The sequence below is a fragment of the Hazenella coriacea genome, assembly GCF_004341825.1.
Lineage (GTDB): Bacteria > Bacillota > Bacilli > Thermoactinomycetales > Thermoactinomycetaceae > Hazenella > Hazenella coriacea.
The window spans coordinates 211,467-237,043 of the sequence record NZ_SMAG01000003.1; the positions used below are offsets into that span (position 1 = coordinate 211,467).

Consider the following 25,577-nt stretch of genomic DNA (forward strand, 5'->3'; position numbering starts at 1 on the left):
AGTCGTTCGCCAGAGAAGCATCTCCTCTCCTAGGTTCTCTGGATCAAGCCACTTAGTTTCCAATTCATTCAAGTGATTTTGCTCAAGTCACGCTAATTAGTATTCATGGCTTCATTGAATAGAGCCAACAGAGCTACATGTCTGTTGGCTCTCACCATCGTTTATACACGTGGTAATGTAATTCCTGTTTGATTCTGATACTTCCCTTGCTTGTGGCGATAAGAGACTTCACAAGCTTCATCACTTTCAAAGAAAAGTACTTGACAAAGTCCTTCATTGGAATAAATCTTGGCTGGTAAAGGAGTCGTATTAGAAATTTCTAATGTTACGTAACCTTCCCACCCAGGCTCAAAAGGAGTCACATTGGTAATAATCCCGCATCGGGCATATGTAGATTTACCAACACAAACAGCTAATACATTATCAGGAATGCGGAAATATTCAACTGAACGTGCCAATGCAAACGAATTGGGAGGGATAATGCAAACATCCCCTTTAAAGTCGATAAACGAATCAGAATCGATCTTTTTAGGGTCAATCACTGAGTTTAAGGCATTATGAAAAATTTTATATTCATCTGCTACACGCAAATCATAGCCATAGCTACTTAAACCAAAGCTTACGGCTTCCCCTTTGCCTATATTTCGCTCGATAAAGGGCTCAATCATTTTGTGTTCCAAGGCCATTTGCCGAATCCATTTGTCCGATTTTATCGTCATCTCTTTAAGACTCCTCACTTTTTTCTTTACTCCTCATTTTACATGATGACAGAAAAAAGAAAAACGCCTCAGAGACAAGAGATTTTCTACATCATTTTCCAATTCCTATTTCCACCACTGATTCCATCGCTTGTTTAAGATCTGCAATCAAATCATCTACATGCTCCAATCCTACAGATAATCGTAGCAGTCCATCTGTAATCCCATGCTTTTCTCTCACGTTTTCAGGCATTGATGCATGAGACATTTGTACTGGATACGAAAGAATACTCTCCACTGCACCTAAACTAACAGCGACGATCGGCAGTCGAACTCTTTTTAAGATTTGCTTAGCTTTCTCTGGTTCTCCAATATCAAAAGAGAGAACCGCTCCATGCCCACTCGCTTGAATCGACTGTAAATAATATCCCTCATGTGTAGGTAAACCCGTATAATAGACTTGCTTCACCCTAGGATGTTGTTGTAACCAACAGGCAACAATCTCTGCACTTCGTGTTGACTTCTCCATTCGTGCTTGGAGCGTCTTTAATCCACGTAACACCAGCCAGCAATCTTGAACACCTAAAATAGCCCCAAAGGCATTTTGTAACATTCCAATCTGCTGAGCGATCCCTTCGTCATTGGTTGCGACTAACCCCGCAACCACATCACTATGACCACTGATAAATTTAGTGGCACTATGAATCACAATATCTGCACCTAGACGAAGAGGTTGTTGATAATATGGAGTGAGAAATGTATTATCAACAATCGTAAGTAAGCGGTTGGCGTGAGCAATCCCAACAACTCCCTTGATATCAGTCACTTTCAGTAGTGGGTTAGAGGGGGTTTCGATATAAATCGCTTTGGTATGTGGACGAATCGCCTGATGAATTTGACTCAGATCAGAGGTATCTACAAAAGTCGTTTCAATGCCCATTCGTTTAAAAACTTGGGTAAGAACTCGATAAGTCCCTCCATAAACATCTTGGGAAACGATTAAATGGTCACCGCGAGAAAATAACAAGAAAACTGTTGAGATCGCTGCCATTCCTGAAGCAAAAGCAAATCCTCTCACTCCCACTTCCAGACGAGCAATGGTCTCTTCTAGTGCTTGACGTGTTGGATTACCTGAGCGTGCGTAGTCGTATTTACTAGGTTGATCCAACTCAAATTGATGGTACGTAGATGCTTGGTAAATGGGAATACTCGATGCTCCCGTATATGGATCTATTTCGTTCCCATTGTGTAAAACCTCGGTTTCAAATCTCATCACTCTCTCCCCCTTATTTCATCCATTGAATCCAAGCTTCCATGCAACCATTCATCTCTCACCAGAAGAGAAGCATCCGCTCTTACGCCTAAATAAAAAAGCCTCTTCTACAATAAAGAGAAGAGGCTTTGATTCAATCAGAGCTTCTCCTCTTATCTCTCAAGAACATAGTTGTTCTTGCAGGATTTGGCACCTTCCGATCGGAATGTTCCCATCGAGGTTGCCGGGCTTCATCGGGCCAGTCCCTCCGCCACTCTGGATAAGAGTATGAATCTGCATATATCATTCAATTGTCAAACAGTTCGCTTTCAGTTGAGATGATTATACTAAGGGGATCATACTCACGTCAAGCGGACTTAAGATTATACAGTAGCCCGTTTAGACATACAATTCGTTGATTTCCTTTCCTTTTTAAGCTTACAATATAAATAGAGCCTTCTCCCGATGAACTTTGTGTACATAGGAGAATACTATCTTTAAACTCAGTAGTGTCAATAGGGAACTATCACTCATATACTGGCGCGCGGAGCACAATTTTCATCCCTCATAGGCTTGTGCCTTTGGCTAAACAAGAGGTACAAATCTATTTTGGGCGAAAAACGACTCCTAACGGTTGGTACATAGACGCTATTGTTTTAAATACGTTGTCAATAAATTAGAGGAGGGTATTTGATGTCGAAAAACCAGGCTTTGATTGAGCTAACAGATAAATACGGAGCCAGAAATTATCACCCACTACCGATCGTGATTTCTAAAGCAGAAGGAATCTGGGTGGAAGATGCTGATGGAAAGCGTTATATGGATATGTTAAGCGCTTACTCCGCTTTAAACCATGGACATCGTCATCCCAAGTTGATCCAAGCTCTAAAGGATCAAGCCGACTTAGTCACACTCACTTCTCGTGCTTTCCACAATGATAAACTAGGACTCTTCTATGAAAAAGTGGCACAGATCACAGGTAAAGAGTTAGTCTTGCCGATGAATACTGGTGCTGAAGCAGTTGAAACAGCGATCAAAGCGGTTAGACGTTGGGCCTATGATGTGAAAAAAGTTCCAGACAATCAAGCAGAAATCATTGTATGTGAAGAAAACTTCCATGGTCGTACCCTTGCAGCTATTTCCCTTTCCTCTAATGAAGAATATCAACGCGGATTTGGACCACTTACTCCTGGATTTAAAGTGATTCCTTATGGAGATGTGGAGGCACTAAGAAAAGCAATTACTCCAAATACCGCTGCATTTTTACTAGAACCCATTCAAGGCGAAGCTGGAGTGATCGTTCCACCTGAGGGATATCTCAAAGAAGCTGCTGCGATTTGTAAAGAAAACCAAGTCCTTTTCGTTGCAGATGAAATTCAAACAGGCTTTGGACGTACAGGACAAAATTTCGCTTGTGACTGGGAACAAGTGAAACCAGATATGTACATTATGGGTAAAGCATTAGGCGGAGGTGTCATGCCCATCTCTGCAGTAGCCGCAGATCAAGAAATTTTGGGTGTTTTTGAGCCTGGATCACATGGTTCCACTTTTGGAGGAAACCCACTCGCCTGTGCTGTTGCAATCGCCGCCTTGGAAGTATTAGAAGAAGAAGAGTTACCCAAACGCTCTCGTGAGCTTGGAGAGTATTTTATTCAAGAGCTTCGTAAGATCAATCATCCAAAAATTAAAGAGGTCCGTGGAAAAGGATTATTTATCGGTGTTGAATTACACGAACCTGCGCGCTCCTATTGTGAGCAGTTGATGGAAGAAGGATTGCTCTGTAAAGAAACACATGAAAATACAATCCGTTTTGCTCCCCCATTAACGATTACTAAAGAAGAGCTCGATCTCGCCTTAGAAAAAGTACGAAAAGTCCTCTCTTAAATAGACCCTCATCAAAGAGATCTGTCCTAACTCAGATCTCTTTTTTTATACTAGATAAACATCTCCCCTTCTAGGTTCTTGTATCAAGTAACTTGATTTCCAATTCATTCAATTGTTTTGCTCAAATTGAGTTATGAAGTAACTTCGTCACGAAATTTTTCCAATGTTTTTTCACCAATCCCGGGCACTTGTGTTAACTGGTCTACAGATCGAAAAGGACCATTCTCTTCTCGATATTTGATAATGGCTTCAGCTTTTGAGGGACCTACACCTGTCAGTTGCTGTAACTCTATAGCTGTCGCTTGATTGATATTTACCTTTTTAGGGTGTGACGAAGAAGATGTTGCAGAACCTTCCCATGCCCCTGATCCTTGTTCTCCCTTTTTTGGAATATAAACTACCATTCCATCAAGTAAACTTTGAGCTAAATTTACCTGATTTAGATCAGCCGTTGGCAGAGTTCCTCCAGCCCGTTCAATTGCCTGAAACACTCGAGCTTGATGGGATAACTGATAAATCCCTGGTTGTTTAACCGCCCCTTTCACATCTACAACGATTTCTTGAGGTGCTTTTTCCTTTGTGGGAGTGTTTGTCTCTTTGGAGACAGGTGCAGCCTGATACGTTTCTATCGATGTTGAAGCTGGATCAATTTCTTCTTTTCCCCACTGGGTATATGCAAAAAACAATACAATCGCTCCCACTAATACCCCCACTAGAATCTTTTCTCGAGTCGACCACTCCATCCGAACCATCTACACCATCTCCTACTTTTATTCATTTAGCCCTTGCTATGGATTTCCATTCACCCGAAACCAACTAGTGCTTCACACTTTGTAAGCTTGTCCCTTACAATGAAGAGGAGAAGTCCGCTAAGTAGCAGTACAAAGTCATTTCGTGAGAAAGATCAACTCCTAACTTTTAAATCGACACGACTGCTAAAGACTACTGATTCACGGAAAACCTCGACAGGTATAATTATCTAATTATTCCATTTATGTCTATTATAGTAAGATTATATAAAAAGAACACCCCGAATCCAATCTAGTGGAATCAGGGTGCTCTTTTTATTTCGCTACAATATTAACTAACTTTCCAGGAATAACAATCACTTTCCGCACCGTTTTATCAGCAATTAAAGCTTGAATACGCTCTTGCTCCATCACTTGTTTTTCTACTTCTTCTCGAGATGCTGATGTTGAAACAATTAACTTTTCACGGACTTTGCCATTGATCTGCACGGCGATCTCTACTTCATCTAAGATCAGAGCTTCTGGATCATAGGTTGGCCATGCTTGAAGATGAACACTTTCTGAATGTCCCATCATATGCCAAAGCTCTTCTGTAATATGAGGAACCATAGGTGCTAATAAAATAACAAGCTTCTCTAAGGCTTCTTTTAAGATTGTCCGATCCGCATGTTTTGGATAGCTATAGATTCCATTAACTAGTTCCATGGTCGCACTAATTGCAGTGTTAAAATGGTTCCGTTCTCCCATATCTCCAGTCACTTTTTTAATGGTTTGATGGAGCAGACGACGAAGCTCTTTCGCTTCCCCTTCATAGTTTACGGGAGTGGTAAGAGTTTGACTAAATAGATCTTTATGCTGATCAATAATCCGCCAGACCCGATTTAAGAAGCGATAACTTCCTTCAACTCCCGATTCACTCCATTCCAAATCACGATCGGGTGGTGCGGCAAATAAGATAAAGAGTCGGGCTGTGTCCGCTCCGTATTTATCTACAATTTCCAATGGGCTTACTACATTCCCTTTGGATTTCGACATCTTGGCACCATCTTTTAAAACCATGCCTTGTGTGAGTAAACTGGTAAAGGGTTCATCTACAGCTACCATGCCCTCATCAAATAATACTTTTGTGAAAAAGCGAGAATAAAGCAAATGAAGAACCGCATGCTCCACTCCACCGATATACTCATCCACTGGTAACCACTGATTCACTTTATCAGGATCAAAAGGTTGTTCACTGTTCTGCACATCCGCATACCGGAAGAAGTACCATGAAGAGTCGATAAAGGTATCCATCGTATCTGTTTCTCTCCGAGCTTCTCCACCACATTGTGGACATGTAGTATGAACAAAAGAGTCAGATGTTGTTAGAGGATTCCGCTTTCCATCAAAAACGACATCTTCAGGCAAAACTACAGGCAATTGATCTTCAGGGACAGGAACGACTCCGCAATGATCACAATAGGTCATCGGGATGGGAGTTCCCCAGTAACGCTGGCGAGAGATCAACCAATCACGTAAGCGATAATTTACAGTGGGACCACCTTGTTGATTTTCATTTAAATGCTTGGCAATCGCTTGGATCGCTTCACGATTCTTCATTCCATCAAATGGACCTGAAGAGACAAGCACACCATCTCCCGTATACGCTTCACTGATCGGCTCAATCAATGAATCATCTTGTGGTTGAATTACCACTTGAATGGGTAATTCATATTTTTGAGCAAATTGGAAGTCCCGTTCGTCGTGGGCAGGTACACCCATCACCGCACCCGTGCCGTAATCCATTAAAACATAGTTGGCAATCCAGATCGGAATCTTTTCACCTGTCAATGGATGTTTGGCATAGGCTCCTGTAGCTAATCCTACTTTTTCTGCTTCTGTCGAAGTCCGCTCGATGTCACTTGACTTTTTAATTTGTTCAATAAACTCAAGTACTTTCGTTTCACTAGCTTTTCCTTTAATTAGTTGAGGAACCAATGGATGTTCAGGAGCCAACACCATATAGGAAACTCCATATAATGTATCTGGTCTAGTGGTGAACACAGTAACTTTTTCATCTTGTAACTCCGGGATGGTAAAAGTGACATGAGCCCCTTCACTTTTTCCAATCCAGTTCCTCTGCATCGCCCTTACTTTATCTGGCCAACCTGGTAAACGATCTAATCCTTCCAGTAAGCGCTCAGCATAGTCGGTAATTTTCAAAAACCATTGTTCCAACTCTTTTTTCGTTACTTCGGAGTCACAACGCCAACATTTACCGTCTTCCACTTGTTCGTTTGCAAGAACGGTATGACAATCTGGACACCAGTTAACAAAAGCTTTTTTACGATAAGCTAGACCCCGTTTATAGAAGAGTAAAAATAGCCATTGGGTTAATTTGTAATAATCAGGTAGACATGTCCCCAAGTAACGATCCCAATCATAAGAAACTCCTAGTAAAGATTGTTCTTTACGGATTTTCTCCATATTGTTTATGGTCCACTCTCGCGGATTCACTCCACGATGAATTGCAGCATTTTCAGCAGGCAAGCCAAATGCATCAGCTCCCATTGGATGTAACACTCGATATCCATTCATTCTCCGGAATCGAGCGACTACATCCCCAATGGAGTAGACTCTCATATGCCCCATATGAAGTCCATCTCCTGAAGGATATGGGAATTGTTCTAGAGCGTAATATTTCGGCTTTGCTGGATCTTCATCTGTACGATTCACCCCCGCTTGCTCCCAATATCCTTGCCATTTATCTTCGATCTGTCTCGGATTGTAATCAGCCATCTCTTTTCCTCCTTGAAACAAACATTTTCAACAAACTAAAAAACCTCCCGCCCCCAGCTTCTACGGCTAGGGACGAGAGGTTGTTAACCATTCCCGTGGTACCACCCTAATTAGTGTTTACCAAATAAAAAACACTCACTTATTAGCATCCCATAACGTGGATGAACCGCCAAAGAGTACTCGTCCATGATGATTTTCCCCTTTAGAGCGATAAGGTGAGTTCTTCTGCCGTTTCAGGTTGACTCACACCCTCCGTCAACTCTCTGCACTGACGTACAAAATACTAATCCTTATCATGGCTGTAAAAATATTTAATTCAAATTATATGCAACAAGACTTTATCATGTCAATCATTTTTTTAACTAATTTTTAATTCTTTATTCATATTACTGAACTTGCACTTGTTGGGCATCGCCCCACAACCGTTCTAAATCATAAAATTCACGCTCATCTTTGTGGAAAACATGAACAACCACATCCCCGAGATCGATCAATACCCAACGAGCATCCTGATAGCCTTCGATTCCACGTAATAAGATGTTAGATTCCAAAACCTTGTCCTTAATGGCTGTCACAATGGCTTGTACTTGGGTCTGAGATTTTCCATGACAGATCACAAAGTAATCCGCAAATACGGATAGCCCCCGAATATCCAAAATCGTTACCCCTTGGGCTTTTTTCTCCTCGGCAGCGGTGGCTGCTAATTGAGCGATTTCCACTAGATTCAAATAGATTCCTCCCTTAATCCTTTTGAACAACTTGATCCAGCATGTCATTGCGAGCCAACAAAGTAAGAGGATATACCTTTTGCTTCCGCTCAATTAAAAAAATGATGGAGTTGTTCATGGCCTTCAAGACAGCTTGGTCCAAGTCGTATTGAGCTAACTCCCGTACTTCCCCTACGCCTGGAAACCGACGACCAGGTTCAATATAGTCTGCCAAATAGATAATCTTTTCTAGTTTTGACATGTGGGGTCTTCCTGATGTGTGGTATCGAATGGCATTTAATATATCTTCGTCTTCAATCCCCAATTCAACTCGTGCAACTTCAGCTCCCACAGGTCCATGCCAAAGTTCCTTGTGATGATGGAGTAGATCTTGCGGCAACTTATACTTTTCAATCCAAGAACGAAGGTGTTCCTCTGACCAGAATTTACAATAATCATGTAAAATTCCCGCGATATCCGCCTTTTGCGGCTCACTTCCTTCACGTTCTGCCAAAGCTACCGCTGTTTCTGCTACACGCAACGTATGCTCCCAACGTTGAGGAGTTAATTGCTTCTGTGTAACTTGTAATAGAAAATCACGATCCATACAGTCCTTGCTCCTTCACATATTGACCAACCGCATCTGGGACTATATATTTGACAGATCTGCCTTGCTTGATCTGATCTCGAATATAAGTGGATGAAATATTCGTTTCAATTCCTTCTTCAATCCAAGTCACTCGATCTAAAATCATAGGTGATAGTCCTTCTAGATCAATCCCAGGTCGTCCAAGAGCAATCACTTGGACAAATTGAAGGATTTCCTTTATTTTATACCAATGTGGTAAATCTTTCACCATGTCTGCCCCAATTAATAGAAAAAATTGATAATTTGTATACTTTTCTATTAAGGCTTGAATAGTGTGTATGGTGTAAGAGGGTCCTGATCGTTCTAATTCAATCTGTGACAAACAAAAATCGGTATGATTGGCGATAGCTAGTTCTACCATCTTCATACGGTGATGAGCAGAGGTAACTCTCTTTCCTTTTTTATGAGGTGGTTCTCCAGTGGGGATAAACCATACCTGATCCAGGGAAGCAGACTGGCGAGCTTGATCTGCTAATATTAAGTGTCCAAGGTGAATGGGATCAAAGGTTCCTCCAAAAATACCTACTTTCATAGTTATTCCCTCATTCATTATGATTTAAGCTTACTTTTTCAAGCTCTGTTTTAATATTTGACGCATCAGTGAAATGGGTGCTTGTTGTCCAGTCCATAATTCAAAGGCAACTGCCGCTTGGTGAACTAACATCCCCAACCCCGTATGGATGAAGGCTCCACGTTTCTTTGCTTCTTGTAAAAGTAGAGTCTCCTGAGGATGATAAATTAAGTCACTCATTATCTGTTCAGCAGAAATCCATGAACTCGAAATGGGCATTTCATCCACATGCGGAAACATTCCAACAGATGTTGTATTCACAATCAACGTGGCATTCTCTACCTGTTTTCTACATTGATCTAGCGGAACCGCCTGTGTCATAGTGAAGCGAGAAAGATGATCTGCCAATGCTTTCGCTTTAGCAAGCGTACGATTAGCAATAGAAATCTCCTTGACACCCACTTGTGCAAGAGCATAACCCACCGCACGCGCCGCTCCACCAGCACCCACGATCAACACTCGAGCCTGACTCAACTCCAACTCAACCTCTTCTTGAAGGGAACGCACATACCCAATCCCATCCGTATTATATCCAACACAGGTTCCCTCTCGGACAACAACTGTATTTACAGCACCGATCTCCTGTGCATAATGATCCAGCTCATCTAAAAAAGGAATGATAGCCACCTTATGAGGAATGGTTACATTCCATCCCCGCATCGTATAGCGAAATCCACGAACCACTTCTTCCAACACACTGGGTGCTACATCATGAGCGAGATAAACATACGGTTGCTGTAAAGATCGTAATGCAGCATTCATCATCTCAGGCGATTTGGAATGACTCACTGGATGTCCAATCAGACCGAGTGCACGTGTTTGACTTGTGATATCCATCTTGTCCCCACCTTTTATAAAAAAAGAACGCCCTATCTAAGGACGTCTAAATATGAGCGTTTTTTGTAAAGACTAACCTACTAACCCGTTGTGAATCTAAATAATCGCTGCTCGCGTTAGCACTTGAATCCCTTCAGGAGCCCAAACTTCTATTTTTGCTCGATGTTGACCACAAGTAATCCATCCCAATCCTGATATCACAATATCTTGTTTTTCCTTCCCCGATAGATGGAGCACATGTTTTTTCCAAGACGGTAGGCAATTTGGATCGGTAGGAGGAGCAAGCATTCCCCCTCGATGTCTCTGTTGAAACGAATCAGCTTGTTCCTGTTTGGTTCGGTGTATATAGAGACGATTAGAAACATAACAAACAAATGATTGCCGTGGACCACTGATAAAATCAAACCGTGCTAAACCACCAATAAATAAAGTCTGTTGATCATTCAATTGATATACCTTAGGTTTAACCGTCGATTGAGGGACAACCATTCTCAACTCTTTTGGATCAATCCACTCACTCAATCGATCTTTTCTTACAATCCCTGGAGAATCAATGATCGCTTTACCATCATCCAGAGGAATCCGAATCATATCTAAAGTGGTCCCTGGATATGGAGAAGTGGTAATTACATCCTCGTTGATTCCACCTAAATCTCGGATCAAACGATTAATAAATGTAGATTTCCCCACATTAGTCGTACCAACAATATAGACATCCCGTCCTTGACGATGACGCTCTATACTGGAAACTGCTTGATCAATCCGATCTCCTTTTGCCGCACTACAAAAGACCACATCGATCGGATGAATTCCATAGTCATTCGCTGATTTTAATACCCATTCACGTAATCGTCCCCACTTGGTCGTTTTGGGAAAAAGATCGATTTTGTTTGCTAATAATAAAAGTCGGTTATTCCCAATATGTCGATGAATCCCTGGAATCCAACTACCTGTGAAATCAAATAAGTCAATGACTTGGACAACTAAGCTATCGGTGTTGGCAATTTCACCCAACAGATGCAGATAATCATCTGGGTTCTGTTGAATGCTTTCCATTTCACCATAATTTCGAATCCGAAAACATCTTTGACATAAGAGATGCTCTCTCTTTAATGCAGCTGAAGGAACATAACCGACTTGGGCAGGGGATTCCGTTTGGATCTCTACCCCACACCCTTCACATTGAACTCTCTCGTCACTCAATGACTTTCCTCCCAACGAAGTAACCCACGCTTTCGCAACCGACGAAAAACAAACCGTTCCACTCTGCGGTTCATTCTTGTTGCAAAACCTTCGACATTCGAAACGGGGACAACTAGAATGGTATAGATCCCCATCCGATTGCCTCCTAGAACATCAGTTAATAATTGATCACCAATCACAACTGTCTCTTGCTTTTGTACATTTAGTATTCTTAATGCTTTGCGAAAAGCATGTGAAAAGGGTTTTTTAGCTGTGTAAATAAATGGGATATGTAAGGGCATCGCAAATTTAGAGACCCGCATTTTGTTATTATTTGACACAATCATAACTTTAAAACCCATCTGTTTGATCTGATCTAACCACTCAATGAGTCCCGGAGTGGCGTCAGCTCTTGACGACTCTACTAACGTATTGTCCAAATCTACAATGACTGCTTTAAAACCACGTCGTTTCAACTCAGCAAAATCAATCGCATAGATGGATTTCACATACATATCAGGAATCATTGATTTAAACAATATTGTCCACCCCATCAAAGTTGGTGCTTTTCGGCAATAAATATATCATAGGACCTAATGACTTGCAAAGCAAAACCCAGAAATTCAAAGTGATTTCCGGGTTTTGAGAAGCTCCTTGATGAACTTACATCATTTGAGCACGTTGATTATATACATGCTGTAGGATTTCTTTTTCAATGCCTATATTGATTTCATTGACACGACCATGTAGCCAAACAAGGTCGATAATAAACCAGATAAATAAGGGCGAAAAGAAAATAACACCGAAGAAAAAACCTATTATGGGAAGAATTAAACCAGCGATCAATTCTATAAAACAAGCACCAACAAAACAGACTAGCATGGCAATCGCTGAACCAACATTACCCGTATAGAATCGATGGGCACCTACCAATCCTAAAAAAACGCAGAGTATGTATGCAATAGCCATTGATTTTTTCCGCTTTTCAAATTCACTATTCACGATTAACAATTCTTGAGTAGTAAGGTTGCTTTTAATCTCCATAGTATTCAAATATTCCAACCCCTCACAAAATACTTAATAAAGCAAACACCAAATAATAATAACATATTTCTAATTATGATCCTACATCTGAATGATTTCTGATAAAAACTATTCAACATTTATTCATTTCAGTTAAAATAATAATACATAAGCCCTTTGGGTCAAAATGCTAGGAAGGAATGTATCATTGATGTAAAAGTCTATATTATTGATCTATTAGCGATCACTGTGCAGTTACAAATTAAAGGGGTTTATCAATGACTAAATCTTTCCGTTTTCTATGGTTTGGACAATCTTTAGCCAACTTAGGTGATTCATTATATATTTTAGCTATTATCACAATGATCTATCGCTTAACAGGATCTGCTACCTTATCTGCATTAGTCCCTGTAATCAATCTGAGCGCTCGATTAATTAGTGGTGTGTTATCCCCACTCTTGTTTCAAAAATTTGATTTGGTTCATTTACTTATCTTCTCCCAGTTCGGACAAACTTTAGGATTAGCCTTGTTATCCATCTGGCTGATGAACTTTTCGTCTCTAGTTGGACTATGGTTCCTTTTACCATTGATCTCCTTTTTAGATGGATGGACCGTTCCTGCGAGAAACTCTTTAGTCCCTCGATTAGTAGATGAAAAAATATTAGTCAAAGCAAACGGAATTTTGTCGACAACAGATCAAGTACTCTTATTGATTGGATGGTCACTTGGGGGGATCTTGGTAGTCTGGTTAGGTTCCATTCCACTATTATGGTTAACGGTTATCTTCTATCTGATTTCTTCGATCTCACTATTCTTTATTAAAGATCCTATGCAAACAATAAAAAGCCAAACCAAGCCTAAACAACAAAAATGGCAGAGCATCAAAGAAGGTTGGAGCATCTTATTGACACATCCCATCTTAAAACGACTCGCTCTAATGGATGTTTTCGAATATCTTGCTGGAACCGTTTGGGCTGGAGCCATCGTTTTAGCTTTTGTAGAAAAGGTACTTCATCAAGATGAGAGTTGGTGGGGATGGATCAATGGCGCTTACTTTGCTGGTACAATCTTGGGGGGATTGCTTATCATCCATCTCTCCAATCAATTAGAACCTCATCTATTCAAAGCATTGTGGATCGGTTCACTGAGTATGGCTATTTTCACACTCTTTTTTGCCTGGAATACAATTCCCATCCTCTCTCTAATTCTCTGTGTATTGATGGGTCCACCTTATCAAGCTCGAGAAATCGCTGAGCGAACGTTACTACAACAGCATACTTCTATGGAAGATATGCCTAAAGTATTCTCCGCCTATAGTACTTTGGGGTATACCTTATTTGGTTTGGGAGTTTTAATAGCTGGCTGGATTGCAGATCATGTTCATGTGCAATGGGTGTATATGGGTGCTACAGTTCTAAGTGGAATCTCAGGTATTATCGCTTTAACCCTCCGAAAAATAACTCAATATAAAGGGAATGATCCAAGGATTCTTTAATTTTAAAAAATGGAGCCTGATTAGGGCTCCATTTTTTAACCTTTTTCGCAATGATGTTGACTCTCTTGTTTTTGTTTGCTTTTCTTCACAATCAACCAGATCACCAAAGCAATCGCAATCACGCCGAACAAAATATAGCCAATGCGACTCGACATCGTGAGGAAGTTCTGTACTGAGTCTAAAGTACCTAGATGTCCTACAAATAATAAAAGGGTGTTCCAAGGAAATACACCAATAAAAGTAAAAAATAAAAATCGCCAAGGTTTAATTTGGCTCATACCCGAAATAAAGGAGACATAGTTCCCTAAACTGGTAGGCCGAGATAAAGCAATACTCCACTCGCCGTATTTTTTAAACCACTTTTGTGCTTTCTCAATTTTCTTCTCATCTAGTTTTTTCTTTGTAAACTGTTCAATCCGTGAACCAATGTAATAAGGAATCATGCTAAATATAGTGTATACCACGCTATTAGCTGCCCCGATCAGAACTAAGTTCCAAGGATTCGCTTGAAAAATATAACCGTAAATTAACACAAATAAAGCTCCTGGAAAAGGGAGAGCTGAAGCTTCAATCGCTGTAGCAAGCAATAATCCCCATATCCCAAATGACCCCAAAAAATCTAACGCTTCAGTCAGCATATACCCACTCCCTGATGCAATGTCATTTACAAGTATAAAATGCCTCTACAAATTATTCAAAGCTAAGCTTAGATGAAATAGTCACAGATATAAAAAGCATTTCATTAAAAATAACGACAAGATTTAGTATATCACAGCTTCTCCCATTTCATTTATCTTCATAGAAAAACGTCAGGGTGATTGATCTATTATATTCTAACAGGTTTTAACGTTTTCTTGAAAGTATATCCTTTTTTAAAAGGATATAAAAAAACTATGGATAAGTAATACTCATAGATATTCTTATGAAAAACGTAAGGGGATTGGAAGGGAGATAAGGGTATGGGTACCTATTTAATCACAGGATTCCCAGGATGTATTGCGACATCTATTTTACGTCAACTAGGGAAAGGCGGCCATCCGATCAAACATGTTTACCTACTAACCTTACCTGAATCGATTTCAAATGCGGAAGAGATTACACGTCAAATCGTGAGAGAGGCAAACCAATTTAAACATAAACTCACAATTATCCCAGGTGATATCACCTATCCATTTATGGGACTTAGTGAAGATCATAGCCAAGCACTACAAAATCAGATCGAGTATGTCTTCCACCTTGCAGCCATCTATGATCTATCCGCTTCCGCTGAAATGGCCTACCAAGGGAATGTAATTGGAACCAAGAATGTTAACGAGTGGGTGCTTACCCTCCCTCGATTGAAACGATATGTCTATTTTAGTACCACATCTGTTTCTGGAACAAGAAAAGGACGCATCTATGAACATGAACTAGAGATGAACCAAAGCTTCAGAAATCATTATGAACAAACCAAATTCGAAGCTGAACTCCTAGTTCGCCAACTAGACCGTCAGCTTCCTACAACCATCATCCGTCCGGGAATTATGAAAGGAAACTCAACAATAGGATCTACGATTAAGTTTGATGGACCCTATCTCATGTTAAATGTATTTGATCGTCTACGGTACTTACCTTGGATTCCTTATGTCAATCATTCTCAAGCCATCGCTAACTTCGTACCTATAGATTATGTTCTTCAAGCCTCTCTTTATTTGGGCCATTCTCCACTAGGAATCGGAAAAACCTACCATTTAACTGATCCGCATCCATATACCATGCATGAAATATACGAGATGATGATGAACGAATATCTCGGTAAAAAGCCCAAAGGAAATATTTCTCTAAAGGCTTTAAAAAACGGTTTATCCATTCCCCCATTTCGTAGGTGGTTACGTATTGAAAAAGAGGTCATGGATTACTTTTCCGTTGAAGCAATCTATGATTGTACACAAACACAGCAAGATTTAAAAGGCAGTGGCATATCCCTTCCAGACTTTAAAGATACCATCCGCTCCATCGTTCATGTCTATAAACAACATAAGCGAAATGAACGGAAACAGTTGCCCATCCGCTGAGGAGTCATAAACAGTAAAAGAAGCTCCAATCATCTACATGGAGCCATCATAAGAAACCATCCTTGGCTCAATCATATCATACAACCAGAGACAAGGATGGAGGACCCGTTCCGTTACCGAACAATCAACAATTCTTTCGGGAATTGTGTTAATATTTCACAGCCTTCTTCAGTGATCAAAATATCATCCTCAATCCGAACCCCAGCAATCTCTGGAACATAGATCCCTGGCTCAATCGTAAAGACCATACCTGGTTCTAATCGTGAGTCATCGGTTTCAATGATGGAAGGAAATTCATGAACGCTAATCCCTAATCCATGTCCAATCCGATGCGGGAAGTACTCACCGTATCCCGCTTCGCTAATGATTGAACGGGGAATTCGATCAATCTCTCCCATTCTTACTTCAGGACGACAAGCTTCTACTGCACTTTGTTGAGCTTTTAGAACAGTTTCGTAGATTTTCTTTTGTTGTTCATTCACATGTTGAAAAGCTACTGTACGAGTAATATCTGAACAATAACCATCTACAATGACACCAAGATCAAATAAAACTAAGTCACCCTCTTTTAATGCACGACTGCCTGGCTCTCCATGTGGAAGTGCCGCATTTTCTCCAAATAAAACCATCGTCGAAAAAGACATCTCGCGGATTCCTTGCTTTTTGAGTCCTAACTCAATATGAGCCAACACTTCCAACTCTGTGCATCCTAGACATAAAGAATCAATTCCTAGTTGGATTGCTACATCTGCAAATCTTGCTGCCTCGCGGAGAGCTTGGATTTCCTTTTCGTCTTTGATTAGACGCATTTGATTTAGGGTCTCATCTACAGATTGAATCTGTGAAACCGTTATGATGGATTGTAAAGCTTCCAACCGATGATAGGTCAGTTGTTCTTTTTCAATGGCCACCACAACATTCTCCGTCAATCCTCGTTTAGCTAGTTCATTAGAAATCTTTTGCCATGGATTTTCGACATCATCAAAGCTGATAATATTCCCTTGCCATCCAGCACTTCTTGCTCGCAAAATTTCCATCTCTGGACAAACCAAAAACGGTTCTTGATCAGGAAAAACAAATAAAGCCAAAAGTCGCTCATGAGGGTGACATAAAAAATTAGACAAATAAAAAACATTGGGTGTAGAACTGACCAGCGCCATATCTACGTGATTTTCTTTTAGCCAATTAGAAATTTTCCCAATACGTTCATTCATTCCCCATCACTCCAGTCATTAACTTACTTCATCGATCCAAATAAATCCCTCTCGAAAGCTACATAGAGGGATTCACTTCATTATACTCCTATTTTTAAGACAACAAAATAATAGACAAATTAGAGAAAAATCCTCCCTCGACCAAAGAACAAATCAGTCATAAACTCTTTACAATTGGAACGAAATATTATATGATTAATTATTACTTCATCCACTTGGGTAACTGAAGTAATAAAATCTCTCACCATGCACACATTTTTAGAACCAATAATATGTTTGAAATATCGAAAAAAGGGAAAATAAAGATTATTCCTCTTCTTTATCAGAAGGTATGTTTATGCTCTTTGTCGAATAAATATAAAGGCTCTTTTTATACAGCCCCTGATAAAACGATCATGTTTGGTCCCTAAAAATTTGCTTTTTTATACTCAATAGAAAGGAGTTGACATCTCTTGATCAAAGGATATCTATGCGAACACTGCCATCAAAAAGCAGCTAAATATGAGCATCGTTCATTTATTGAAGGTAAAAATCAATTGGTATGTTTCGACTGCTTGCAAGAATTAAGTCGCTGGAAAAAAAGCTCATCCTCAGTAGCAGCCAAGTCTAACATACTTCCGTGGACCACAAGCCGAGGATCTCATCACTCCATTCCATCTATACGTTCGAACCACTAACATTTTGCAACTGCCCTCCGTGATCCACAAGAATTCTTCTTGTCCTATCATTGTTTTTACCACATCATATAATCACTCTCACTCTAGCCCTTTACCTTATTGCGGAAATCAAAGAGGTATCCAATTGAATAAAGCTTTTTATTCATAAAAAAGCCTCTCTTAGAATGGCGCTCTAAGAGAGGCTTATGATTTATAAACTCCTATGGGCATTTTTGGATCCAAACTCCGTCAGGCACTGATTAGGAAGAATTTTGCACCCCCATCACGACTTCATTTCCAATTCATTCAAATATTATTCAAACCAAGTTACGAAGTAGCTTCAGCAGTAGGCTGTTCGTCTTTTCTCTTCAAAAAGTAAAGAAACCAATTTAAAAAGATCGCAGTGAAGCTTCCTAAGACAATCCCGTTTTCCGCTAGTAACTTCACAGTATCTGGCATTTCTTTAAAGACTCCTGGAACAACAGCAGCACCTAATCCAATTCCTACCGAACACGCAACAATGAGTAAGTTCTCATTCTTTTTAAAATCTACTTGGGTTAACATACGAACTCCCGAAGCAATAACCATTCCAAACATCGGGATCATCGCTCCACCTAAAACTGGTGTTGGAATAATCGTTGTTAAAGCAGCTACCTTAGGCAAACAACCAAGGATAATCAGAATGACACCAGCCGCAATCACTACATTACGTGTCTTCACCTTACTTAAAGCAACCAGACCTACATTTTGCGAGAAAGTCGTATAGGGAAAGGCATTAAAAATCCCACCGATGACAGCAGCTAAACCTTCAGCTCGCAGACCTTTCTTTAGATCATGATCCTGTAATTTTCGTTCACATATTTCTCCTAACGCAAGAAAAACCCCCAACGATTCAACCATACTGACAATTGCCACCAAAGTCATCGAAATAATCGAAGTAAGATGAAACTCAGGGACTCCAAAGTAAAAGGGTTGAACCATACGAAACCAACTTGCTTCTGACACGGATCGAAGATCAACCATCCCCATAAAAGCAGCAACCACAGTTCCTAGAACTAATGCAATAAGTACAGAAATAGCTTGAATATATCCACGAAAGAAACGATTAATAAGAATAACAACTAAAAATGTAAAAGCAGCTAAAGACAAATTCTCCCACTGACCAAAGGTTGGAGAGCCTTGCCCACCTGCTACATTATTCATCGCAACAGGAATCAGAGATACCCCAATCGTCATCACAACCGAACCTGTCACCACTGGCGGAAACCACTTCAATAACTTGCCAAAAAATTGAGAGATAATCATAACTATAATTCCAGATGCAATAATCGCTCCATAAATCGCAGGGATCCCTTCCAACTTACCAATGGCAATCATTGGACCTACCGCAGTAAAGGTACACCCTAAAATGACAGGAAGCTTAATTCCTAAATGACGCCCTCCGATTACTTGAATCAAAGAGGCAATACCACAAGTAAATAAATCAATAGAAATTAAGTAAGCTAATTGTTCTGTAGTCAAACCTAACTCTGCTCCAACAATTAAAGGCACAATCACAGCACCTGCGTACATCGCCAACACATGTTGAAGTCCTAGAAATCCCACTTTCCATTTTCCTAATTGATTCATTTTCGTTCCCCTCCTTTAAAAAATAATCATAGATCACTGTAATCAACTGAATTCTTAGCGAAATACATAATAAAAAACGAACGATATAAACATAATAAAAGATATCGTTCGGATACAATGAATAATTTAAGCTCTATTGTATATCATCATTAAGATTTTTTAAACATGTTTTTATTGGGAATCTATTTTCTTTATAAAAACAAAAAATCTGAACCCAACCTGAGTTGGAGAACAGATTTATGTCACTTTAATCGGAGAGATGTTTCCTCTGCTTCACTCTCGTAGCGTGTTCGCAAAAGTCGTTTACCCGAGAAACATCTCCCCACCTTTTTGATTTTGCTTAAATCGAGTTTAAAATTAAGATTGGATTAAATCACGAACCTCCATTAACACTTTACCTAACAGATTTAAACCTCTCCATTTAGTAGGGTCTTCAACATCAGGATCGTTTTCTCCCATACCAATTCCCCAGATTCGATCAAATGGGCTTGCTTCAACTAAGTGCTTTTCTCTTGTTGCTATTATCTGCATCTTTAAAGATGGAAGAGAAAATTTATCAAGCAAGACTTCTCGATAGACCAACTCCCTATGTTCTTTCCACACACTTTCGGAAAAAGGGATTTCCCTACTCCTCCCCAGCGCTTTACACTCTTTGGGTGTACTTGCCATCAATATTTTTTCTGCAATCTGATCTGCTCCAAATAACTTTGCTTTTCGATACATAATCGCTTGTTCAGACCACTGAAACATCCTACCTTGATGTTTAAATGGAGAATAGTAGAAGTTAGAATAAATATCATTATTTCCCCAAAAGAATATAAATTGATCTGTTTCTCTCATATGATCACCTAATTTAATTTTAAATAATTGATCTGAGTCCTTTTCGACACATGAAACCAAATCTGGTTAGGTCCTCATTTCTCTGCTCGTTCTATAGCTTGTTCACAAAAGTTGTTCGTTAGTGAAACTCTTTCCTCCTAGGTGGATTGGATAAAAAATATTCCAATTACTCCTTACATCGTCTGACGGATCAAAATCACCCTAAAAACCTTGATCTAATTCTTATTTCTTAGATCAAGGTTTTTAGGGCTGCAAATCTAATCTAAAAGTTAAAGTTGTCTGGATCTGGACCGAATCGTTGATTTCGATTTAGGCTATCCAACAGTTCCATATCCTGTGTCGTTAACTCAAAGTCAAATACATCCGCATTCTCTTTGATCCGATGCTCTTTGATCGATTTCGGAATGGTGACAACCCCATGTTGTAAATCCCAGCGGATCACAATTTGCGCTGGTGTTTTCCCATACTTTTCAGCCAATTGGACAATCGTTGGTTCCTCTACCACTTTTCCTTGCATCAATGGACTCCAAGCTTCCAATTGAATTTGTTGTTGCTGGCAATAATCCCGAAGCTCTTTTTGGATCAAGTAAGGATGAAATTCCACTTGGTTCACCATCGGCTTCCATTCGCTATCTTCGATCAGATCTTGAAGATGATGAACTTGAAAGTTACTTACACCAATCGCCCGAACCCATCCCTCTTTATATAATTTTTCAAGAGCTTTCCACGTCTCTTTATACTTTCCTCTCACTGGCCAATGAACTAAGTAAAGATCGATTATCTCAACATCTAACTTTTTTCGACTCTCTTCAAAAGCAGCTAATGTAGATTCAAATCCTTGCTCTGCATTCCACACTTTTGTAGTGAGAAAAATCTCCTCACGAGGAATCTCAGAATTTTGGATTGCTTTACCTACGCCGACTTCATTCCCATAAATCGCCGCTGTATCAATACTCCGGTAACCAGCATGAAGCGCTGATCGAACCGCTTGCTCCACTTCTGCGCCATCCTCAGCCTTCCAGACACCCAGTCCAAGCCATGGCATCTTTACTCCATTCGCAAGTATTGTACAATCAGATCGATGTTGAGCCACTAGTAAAACCTCCTTTAATCATCGCCATTTCCTTTACCCAATAGCCTTGTTAAATAAACATATCTCCCAGTAGCGACTTAAAGACTTTTCCATCTCTTATCCAATCTCCATGAGAAAGAGGCACTCTTATATTTCTCAGTTATACATATACCCATCCAAGCTTACAATCGGGACTAGATATTTTCGGAGTCTTCCAAAATTTATCGTTCCATTTCTACCTCTTTTCCTTGATCGATCAGCTTATTCAAATCTGATGAGTTAAACCCGAACTCTTTACCATTATGTAAATCCATCTTTCCCCCAGTTAAATGATTATGTTTCATTATATCGATCGCTGTTTTACTCGTACTCAGATAAAACGGCTTTAATTGAACATCAGAGTACTGCTTTTAAAACTCAGCTTGCACCTTTTTGTTGAAGTCTTGAAGTTTTTCGTTCAGTCTTTGATTGATCTCCGTTCCACCTAACGGATCAATCTGTTTCCGCAAATGGGTGAGTTTCTCATGTGCCTGCTCCAACGTTTCAATCAACTTCCTCTCACGGGACAACGGTGGAGGGAGAATCGTTTCATGTATCTTAATTTCTCTGTAATAATTTTTGTATGAGCCTTTTAACTCCTCTTGATTTATATATTTTTCTAGATCTTTAAAACCTTTTTCTTTTAGATATTGAGGAAGGTACTCTTTAAAGTCGTTAAATACGACCTCTTTTCGATGGGTTTTATGAACAAAATCCTCAACTGGATCATTTAAGTAACGAATTTGTTTTTCAGGGAATTCTTTTGCGACCTCTTGCATAAGTACATACTTTTTATAAACTTTATCTTCAACAGTTTGTAAGTAGTTTTTGCCGTAACCCAACCTTAACATATAATTAGTCATCTTAAGCTTTCTATCCGATATTTTTTTATACTTTTTATATCCTGAATTCTTCCCATAAATTGATTCCAATTGACTATATACCTTTTCTGTTTCAGATAAAGCATAACTAAATGCATCCCTTTCAGTTGGTTGCATAAAGTAATCTAGACCTTGTCTTAAGTAACCCCCATTCAAGTTTATTTTCCATTTATTTAAGTCATCATGAGAAATAGAGGATACTTTTTGTTCTAAATTATTACTTATAGAGTGATCTTGAAAAGCATGTCTACTTTCGTGAAGGACTGTATCTACCGCTTCATAACAAGCATTATCTTCTAATAATTTATCGTAATTTAAATATATTTTTCCTTGTTTATAATAACCAAAGGAATTATCACCCATTTTTTTGATTCTTCAAACCCACAAGTGATTCTTCCTTGCAGTTGAGCATAATGCCGTTCTAATAGTAAGAGTGCTTCTGCTCTTAAAAGCTTTGGAGTCTTATTCCAATTATTAACATGGAGCTTTTCGAAAAAAGAGTCCATCTAGTCAACTCCTTATTTTCTAGCTGTAAAATAAAAAGGATCTCTTAAAAAATCCTTAGCTATTTCTTCATCTTCCGCAAACATCTCCATACAAATTAATGCACTAAGAATATCATTTACCTCATAAAGTTTATATATCATATCCAAAGAAACACCATTAATCTTCTGATTGGGTATCATTCCATCTTTAAGCCACTGATCTAACAATGGTTGTAAGCTGTCATCTAGTTCTAACAGTATGTCAATTCCACGTTCTATTTTATCCTCGGCAAATCCATATTCCTTATGTAATTTTTCACGAACTTCATCTTTGTTAAATTTCAACATGACAACGCCTCCTTTTAATATTTACAACGATTCTAGAATAGTTTAAGACATTTGTCGAGTAATATTGAAAAACATAAATTTTGTTTAGAAGTTTAAACTATTGATGATTGAGGGCTAAAAAAACAGCCAAAGCCAACAATGAAGGTTCTTATAGACGAATAGGATTGATTGAAAGAAGTTACAAAACCACAAACTACTCTTTTTCTTATCATAAATGATATTCTAACGATTGAAGAGCTTCCAGTCTCAAATCTTTAGAGAGTTTGTTCCATTGTATGATATGTAATCTTTCCATTATAAACTCTCTCCTAGAGCCTACCTACGCCTACTAATTTATATGGATTTTCCAAAAACCTTTTAGCCATTCCTTCATTTTCTGCGAACCCATCAATATAAATCAATGCACCAATAAAATCTTTTGCCTCATAATATTTATACATCATATCCAAAGACACACCATTAATCTTCTGATCTGAAATTGTTCGATCTTTAAGCCACTGATCTAACAACGGCTGTAAGCTATCGTTGAATTTTGAAAGTAGTTCAATAGAACGCTCAGTTACATCTTCTGCCAAGCCTTCTTCCTCCAGCAATATTTTACGAACTTCGTCTTTGTTAAATTTCAACATACGTATGTCTCCCTGTTATATATTTCATGAGGAATCTATATTTAAGCATAAAAGGAAAGGAGCGATTAGAATTTTCCAAACGCTCCGATAAATAGATGATAGATTTACAATCAATATCTTCAACCCTTATCAAGGAATTCAATCTGTATCATTCAGGTAAATCTATATATTAAGTACAACTACTAAATTCTAAGACTTATAGATAGTGGTTTCTAAGTTATCGTTCCATTTCCATCTCTTTTCCTTGGTCGATCAGCTTATTCAAATCTGATGATTTAAATCCGAACTCTTTACCATTATGTAAATCCATCTTTTCCCCAGTTAAATGATTATGTTTCATTATATCGATCGCTGTTTTACTCGTACTCAGATAAAACGGCTTTAATTGAACATCAGGGTACTGCTTTTGAAACTCAGCTTGCACCTTTTTGTTGAAGTCTTGAAGTTTTTCGTTCTGTCTTTGATTGATCTCCGTTCCACCTAACGGATCAATCTGTTTCCACAAATGGGTGAGTTTCTCATGTGCTTGCTCCAACTTTTCAATCAACTTCCCCTCACGGGACAACGGCGGAGGGAGAATCGTTTCATGTAACTCAAACTCTCCGTAAAATTCAGGTAAGTTTGGAGACTTGTTCTCTTCCTGATTCAAATACTCATGAAGCATTGTGTATCCTTTTTCTTGAAGATATGTTGGGAGATAGGCACTAAAGTCTTTATATAAGATCTCTTTGGGATAAGTCTGATGAACATATTGTTCAGCTGGATCATGCAACCGATAAGCTTTGTCTCCAAAATGACGTAAGGCTGTTTGCATAAGTATATACTTTTTATGAACCTTGTCTTCGATTGTTTGTAAGTAGTTTTTGCCATAAGTTCTTAATAATTTGTTCTCTTCAATCATAAAATTTATTTCTAGATCTTTTTTATATTCCTTATATCCATTATTTTTCCCATGAAGAGGTTCCAATTGACTATAAATCTTCTCCATTTCAGTTAAAGCATAATCATTTGCATCTTTTTCGACCGGTTGAAACCAGTAATCTGGCTGTTGTTTTAAATATCCCCCAGACTTACTTACTCTCCAAGTATATATTTCTTTATCAGAAATAGGGGCTAATCTATTATTTGCAGATAGGTCAATTGTCTGAGATTGAAAAGCATGTCTGCCTTCATGTAGAACAGTAAATACTGCTTCATAACAATTATCATTCAGCAAAAGGTCATGGTTTAGATATATTTTTCCTTGTTTATAACGGCCGAAATGTTCCTTATCTTTCATCCCTTCAAACTTACAAGCGTCCCTTCCTTGTAATTGAGCATAATGACGTTCTAACGATTGAAGAGCTTCTAGTCTGGAATCTTTAGAGAGTTTATTCCATTGTGTGATATGTAGTTTTTCAAAAAAAGAGTCCATATAACTTCTCTCCTCAACGCCTTCCTACTAGTCTATATGGATTTTCTAAAAACCTTTTAGCCACTCCTTCATTTTCCGCAAACGCATCAATACAAATCAATGCCTCAATAAAATCTTTTGCCTTATAATATTTATACATCATATCCAAAGACACACCATTGATCTTTTGATCTGAAATTGTTCGATCTTTAAGCCACTGGTCTAATAATGGCTGTAAACTATCATTAAATTTTAAAAGCAGATCAATTGAACGTTCAGTGACATCTTCTACCAAGCCTTCCTCCTCTATCAATATTTTACGTACTTCGTCTTTGTTAAATTTCAACATGTAAACGCCTCCTTTTTATATTTACAACGATTTTAGAATAGTTTAAGACATTTGTCGAGTAATATTGATACACAAGGGTTTTGTTTAGAAGTTTAAGCTAATAGTAATTGAGAGTTAAAAATAACCGAAGTGAACAAAGGAGGTTAATAATGAAGAATAGGA

General features: G+C 38.9%; 24 protein-coding genes, 1 riboswitch and 1 other annotated feature. Of the genes, 3 read left to right on the plus strand and 21 right to left on the minus strand.

The window, feature by feature from the left end:
• Positions 1 to 161: 161 nt before the first annotated feature.
• Both dcd and EDD58_RS07185 read right to left on the minus strand, forming a co-directional pair.
• Entirely contained in the window at positions 162 to 719 is a 558-nt protein-coding gene (gene dcd, locus EDD58_RS07180; RefSeq protein WP_131924177.1) for a dCTP deaminase, read from the minus strand.
• Positions 720 to 810: 91 nt separating this feature from the next.
• Positions 811 to 1,971 (minus strand): aminotransferase class I/II-fold pyridoxal phosphate-dependent enzyme, encoded by a 1,161-nt coding sequence (locus EDD58_RS07185; protein WP_131924178.1) that lies wholly within the window; start codon positions 1,969 to 1,971, stop codon positions 811 to 813.
• Between the two features lie 149 nt (positions 1,972 to 2,120).
• Positions 2,121 to 2,237: riboswitch (SAM riboswitch) on the minus strand.
• A 406-nt stretch (positions 2,238 to 2,643) separates the two neighbouring features.
• Between EDD58_RS07185 and EDD58_RS07190 the strand changes: the two genes are divergently transcribed.
• Positions 2,644 to 3,834 (plus strand): ornithine--oxo-acid transaminase, encoded by a 1,191-nt coding sequence (locus EDD58_RS07190; protein ID WP_131924179.1) that lies wholly within the window; start codon positions 2,644 to 2,646, stop codon positions 3,832 to 3,834.
• Positions 3,835 to 3,965: 131 nt separating this feature from the next.
• Here the strand turns inward: EDD58_RS07190 and EDD58_RS07195 are convergent, their stop codons facing one another.
• The 9 genes from EDD58_RS07195 to EDD58_RS07235 form a co-directional block, all read right to left on the minus strand.
• Positions 3,966 to 4,586, minus strand: coding sequence for a helix-hairpin-helix domain-containing protein (locus tag EDD58_RS07195; RefSeq protein WP_131924180.1), 621 nt, complete (start codon positions 4,584 to 4,586; stop codon positions 3,966 to 3,968).
• Between the two features lie 312 nt (positions 4,587 to 4,898).
• Positions 4,899 to 7,361: a leucine--tRNA ligase gene (gene leuS, locus EDD58_RS07200; RefSeq protein ID WP_131924181.1), complete on the minus strand. Its 2,463-nt coding sequence runs from the start codon at positions 7,359 to 7,361 to the stop codon at positions 4,899 to 4,901.
• Between the two features lie 65 nt (positions 7,362 to 7,426).
• Positions 7,427 to 7,667: a binding site (T-box leader), on the minus strand.
• A gap of 80 nt (positions 7,668 to 7,747) precedes the next feature.
• On the minus strand, positions 7,748 to 8,137 hold the full coding sequence (gene rsfS / locus EDD58_RS07205) for a ribosome silencing factor (protein ID WP_131924182.1): 390 nt from the start codon (positions 8,135 to 8,137) through the stop codon (positions 7,748 to 7,750).
• Complete coding sequence (gene yqeK, locus EDD58_RS07210) at positions 8,103 to 8,675, minus strand: bis(5'-nucleosyl)-tetraphosphatase (symmetrical) YqeK (RefSeq protein WP_131924183.1); 573 nt, start codon at positions 8,673 to 8,675, stop codon at positions 8,103 to 8,105. Before yqeK ends, rsfS begins: the two co-directional genes overlap by 35 nt.
• Positions 8,665 to 9,249 carry a nicotinate-nucleotide adenylyltransferase gene (locus tag EDD58_RS07215; RefSeq protein WP_131924184.1) on the minus strand — a complete coding sequence of 195 codons (585 nt, stop codon included), beginning with the start codon at positions 9,247 to 9,249 and terminating at the stop codon, positions 8,665 to 8,667. Before EDD58_RS07215 ends, yqeK begins: the two co-directional genes overlap by 11 nt.
• Before the next feature lie 30 nt (positions 9,250 to 9,279).
• On the minus strand, positions 9,280 to 10,125 hold the full coding sequence (gene aroE, locus EDD58_RS07220; protein WP_131924185.1) for a shikimate dehydrogenase: 846 nt from the start codon (positions 10,123 to 10,125) through the stop codon (positions 9,280 to 9,282).
• A 96-nt stretch (positions 10,126 to 10,221) separates the two neighbouring features.
• Positions 10,222 to 11,328: a ribosome biogenesis GTPase YqeH gene (yqeH, locus tag EDD58_RS07225; protein WP_131924186.1), complete on the minus strand. Its 1,107-nt coding sequence runs from the start codon at positions 11,326 to 11,328 to the stop codon at positions 10,222 to 10,224.
• On the minus strand, positions 11,325 to 11,861 hold the full coding sequence (locus EDD58_RS07230; RefSeq protein WP_131924187.1) for a YqeG family HAD IIIA-type phosphatase: 537 nt from the start codon (positions 11,859 to 11,861) through the stop codon (positions 11,325 to 11,327). Before EDD58_RS07230 ends, yqeH begins: the two co-directional genes overlap by 4 nt.
• Positions 11,862 to 11,970: 109 nt before the next feature.
• The gene (locus EDD58_RS07235) at positions 11,971 to 12,351 is read right to left on the minus strand and encodes a TM2 domain-containing protein (protein WP_243648687.1); all 381 of its coding nucleotides are present in this window, start codon (positions 12,349 to 12,351) and stop codon (positions 11,971 to 11,973) included.
• A gap of 257 nt (positions 12,352 to 12,608) precedes the next feature.
• Between EDD58_RS07235 and EDD58_RS07240 the strand changes: the two genes are divergently transcribed.
• A complete protein-coding gene (locus EDD58_RS07240; RefSeq protein ID WP_131924189.1) occupies positions 12,609 to 13,826 on the plus strand; it encodes an MFS transporter in 1,218 nt (405 codons plus the stop codon).
• Positions 13,827 to 13,861: 35 nt separating this feature from the next.
• On the opposite strand, the gene EDD58_RS07245 is transcribed toward EDD58_RS07240, so the two are convergent.
• Entirely contained in the window at positions 13,862 to 14,464 is a 603-nt protein-coding gene (locus EDD58_RS07245; protein ID WP_131924190.1) for a DedA family protein, read from the minus strand.
• A 321-nt stretch (positions 14,465 to 14,785) separates the two neighbouring features.
• Between EDD58_RS07245 and EDD58_RS07250 the strand changes: the two genes are divergently transcribed.
• Complete coding sequence (locus EDD58_RS07250) at positions 14,786 to 15,880, plus strand: SDR family oxidoreductase (RefSeq protein WP_131924191.1); 1,095 nt, start codon at positions 14,786 to 14,788, stop codon at positions 15,878 to 15,880.
• Positions 15,881 to 15,993: 113 nt separating this feature from the next.
• Here EDD58_RS07250 and EDD58_RS07255 read toward each other — a convergent pair whose 3' ends face one another.
• The 9 genes from EDD58_RS07255 to EDD58_RS07295 form a co-directional block, all read right to left on the minus strand.
• A complete protein-coding gene (locus tag EDD58_RS07255; RefSeq protein ID WP_131924192.1) occupies positions 15,994 to 17,094 on the minus strand; it encodes a M24 family metallopeptidase in 1,101 nt (366 codons plus the stop codon).
• A gap of 983 nt (positions 17,095 to 18,077) precedes the next feature.
• Positions 18,078 to 19,379, minus strand: coding sequence for a nucleobase:cation symporter-2 family protein (locus EDD58_RS07260; protein WP_131924193.1), 1,302 nt, complete (start codon positions 19,377 to 19,379; stop codon positions 18,078 to 18,080).
• A gap of 357 nt (positions 19,380 to 19,736) precedes the next feature.
• On the minus strand, positions 19,737 to 20,219 hold the full coding sequence (locus EDD58_RS07265; RefSeq protein ID WP_131924194.1) for an NADAR family protein: 483 nt from the start codon (positions 20,217 to 20,219) through the stop codon (positions 19,737 to 19,739).
• Between the two features lie 262 nt (positions 20,220 to 20,481).
• Positions 20,482 to 21,264 (minus strand): aldo/keto reductase, encoded by a 783-nt coding sequence (locus EDD58_RS07270; RefSeq protein WP_131924483.1) that lies wholly within the window; start codon positions 21,262 to 21,264, stop codon positions 20,482 to 20,484.
• Between the two features lie 437 nt (positions 21,265 to 21,701).
• Positions 21,702 to 22,574 carry a hypothetical protein gene (locus EDD58_RS07275; protein WP_131924195.1) on the minus strand — a complete coding sequence of 291 codons (873 nt, stop codon included), beginning with the start codon at positions 22,572 to 22,574 and terminating at the stop codon, positions 21,702 to 21,704.
• A 155-nt stretch (positions 22,575 to 22,729) separates the two neighbouring features.
• Positions 22,730 to 23,044, minus strand: coding sequence for a hypothetical protein (locus EDD58_RS07280; protein ID WP_131924196.1), 315 nt, complete (start codon positions 23,042 to 23,044; stop codon positions 22,730 to 22,732).
• Between the two features lie 308 nt (positions 23,045 to 23,352).
• A complete protein-coding gene (locus tag EDD58_RS07285; RefSeq protein ID WP_131924197.1) occupies positions 23,353 to 23,673 on the minus strand; it encodes a hypothetical protein in 321 nt (106 codons plus the stop codon).
• A 217-nt stretch (positions 23,674 to 23,890) separates the two neighbouring features.
• Positions 23,891 to 25,087 (minus strand): PCI domain-containing protein, encoded by a 1,197-nt coding sequence (locus tag EDD58_RS07290; protein WP_131924198.1) that lies wholly within the window; start codon positions 25,085 to 25,087, stop codon positions 23,891 to 23,893.
• A gap of 13 nt (positions 25,088 to 25,100) precedes the next feature.
• Positions 25,101 to 25,415, minus strand: coding sequence for a hypothetical protein (locus EDD58_RS07295; RefSeq protein WP_131924199.1), 315 nt, complete (start codon positions 25,413 to 25,415; stop codon positions 25,101 to 25,103).
• Positions 25,416 to 25,577 lie beyond the last annotated feature (162 nt).

Coding starts and splice junctions, on each gene's coding strand:
- dcd (WP_131924177.1), bottom strand. CDS start 719: ATGACGATAAAATCGGACAAATGGATTCGGCAAATGGCCTTGGAACAC.
- EDD58_RS07185 (WP_131924178.1), bottom strand. CDS start 1,971: ATGAGATTTGAAACCGAGGTTTTACACAATGGGAACGAAATAGATCCA.
- EDD58_RS07190 (WP_131924179.1), top strand. CDS start 2,644: ATGTCGAAAAACCAGGCTTTGATTGAGCTAACAGATAAATACGGAGCC.
- EDD58_RS07195 (WP_131924180.1), bottom strand. CDS start 4,586: ATGGTTCGGATGGAGTGGTCGACTCGAGAAAAGATTCTAGTGGGGGTA.
- leuS (WP_131924181.1), bottom strand. CDS start 7,361: ATGGCTGATTACAATCCGAGACAGATCGAAGATAAATGGCAAGGATAT.
- rsfS (WP_131924182.1), bottom strand. CDS start 8,137: ATGACATGCTGGATCAAGTTGTTCAAAAGGATTAAGGGAGGAATCTAT.
- yqeK (WP_131924183.1), bottom strand. CDS start 8,675: ATGGATCGTGATTTTCTATTACAAGTTACACAGAAGCAATTAACTCCT.
- EDD58_RS07215 (WP_131924184.1), bottom strand. CDS start 9,249: ATGAAAGTAGGTATTTTTGGAGGAACCTTTGATCCCATTCACCTTGGA.
- aroE (WP_131924185.1), bottom strand. CDS start 10,125: ATGGATATCACAAGTCAAACACGTGCACTCGGTCTGATTGGACATCCA.
- EDD58_RS07230 (WP_131924187.1), bottom strand. CDS start 11,861: ATGGGGTGGACAATATTGTTTAAATCAATGATTCCTGATATGTATGTG.
- EDD58_RS07235 (WP_243648687.1), bottom strand. CDS start 12,351: ATGGAGATTAAAAGCAACCTTACTACTCAAGAATTGTTAATCGTGAAT.
- EDD58_RS07240 (WP_131924189.1), top strand. CDS start 12,609: ATGACTAAATCTTTCCGTTTTCTATGGTTTGGACAATCTTTAGCCAAC.
- EDD58_RS07245 (WP_131924190.1), bottom strand. CDS start 14,464: ATGCTGACTGAAGCGTTAGATTTTTTGGGGTCATTTGGGATATGGGGA.
- EDD58_RS07250 (WP_131924191.1), top strand. CDS start 14,786: ATGGGTACCTATTTAATCACAGGATTCCCAGGATGTATTGCGACATCT.
- EDD58_RS07255 (WP_131924192.1), bottom strand. CDS start 17,094: ATGAATGAACGTATTGGGAAAATTTCTAATTGGCTAAAAGAAAATCAC.
- EDD58_RS07260 (WP_131924193.1), bottom strand. CDS start 19,379: ATGAATCAATTAGGAAAATGGAAAGTGGGATTTCTAGGACTTCAACAT.
- EDD58_RS07265 (WP_131924194.1), bottom strand. CDS start 20,219: ATGAGAGAAACAGATCAATTTATATTCTTTTGGGGAAATAATGATATT.
- EDD58_RS07270 (WP_131924483.1), bottom strand. CDS start 21,264: ATGCCATGGCTTGGACTGGGTGTCTGGAAGGCTGAGGATGGCGCAGAA.
- EDD58_RS07275 (WP_131924195.1), bottom strand. CDS start 22,574: ATGGGTGATAATTCCTTTGGTTATTATAAACAAGGAAAAATATATTTA.
- EDD58_RS07280 (WP_131924196.1), bottom strand. CDS start 23,044: ATGTTGAAATTTAACAAAGATGAAGTTCGTGAAAAATTACATAAGGAA.
- EDD58_RS07285 (WP_131924197.1), bottom strand. CDS start 23,673: ATGTTGAAATTTAACAAAGACGAAGTTCGTAAAATATTGCTGGAGGAA.
- EDD58_RS07290 (WP_131924198.1), bottom strand. CDS start 25,087: ATGGACTCTTTTTTTGAAAAACTACATATCACACAATGGAATAAACTC.
- EDD58_RS07295 (WP_131924199.1), bottom strand. CDS start 25,415: ATGTTGAAATTTAACAAAGACGAAGTACGTAAAATATTGATAGAGGAG.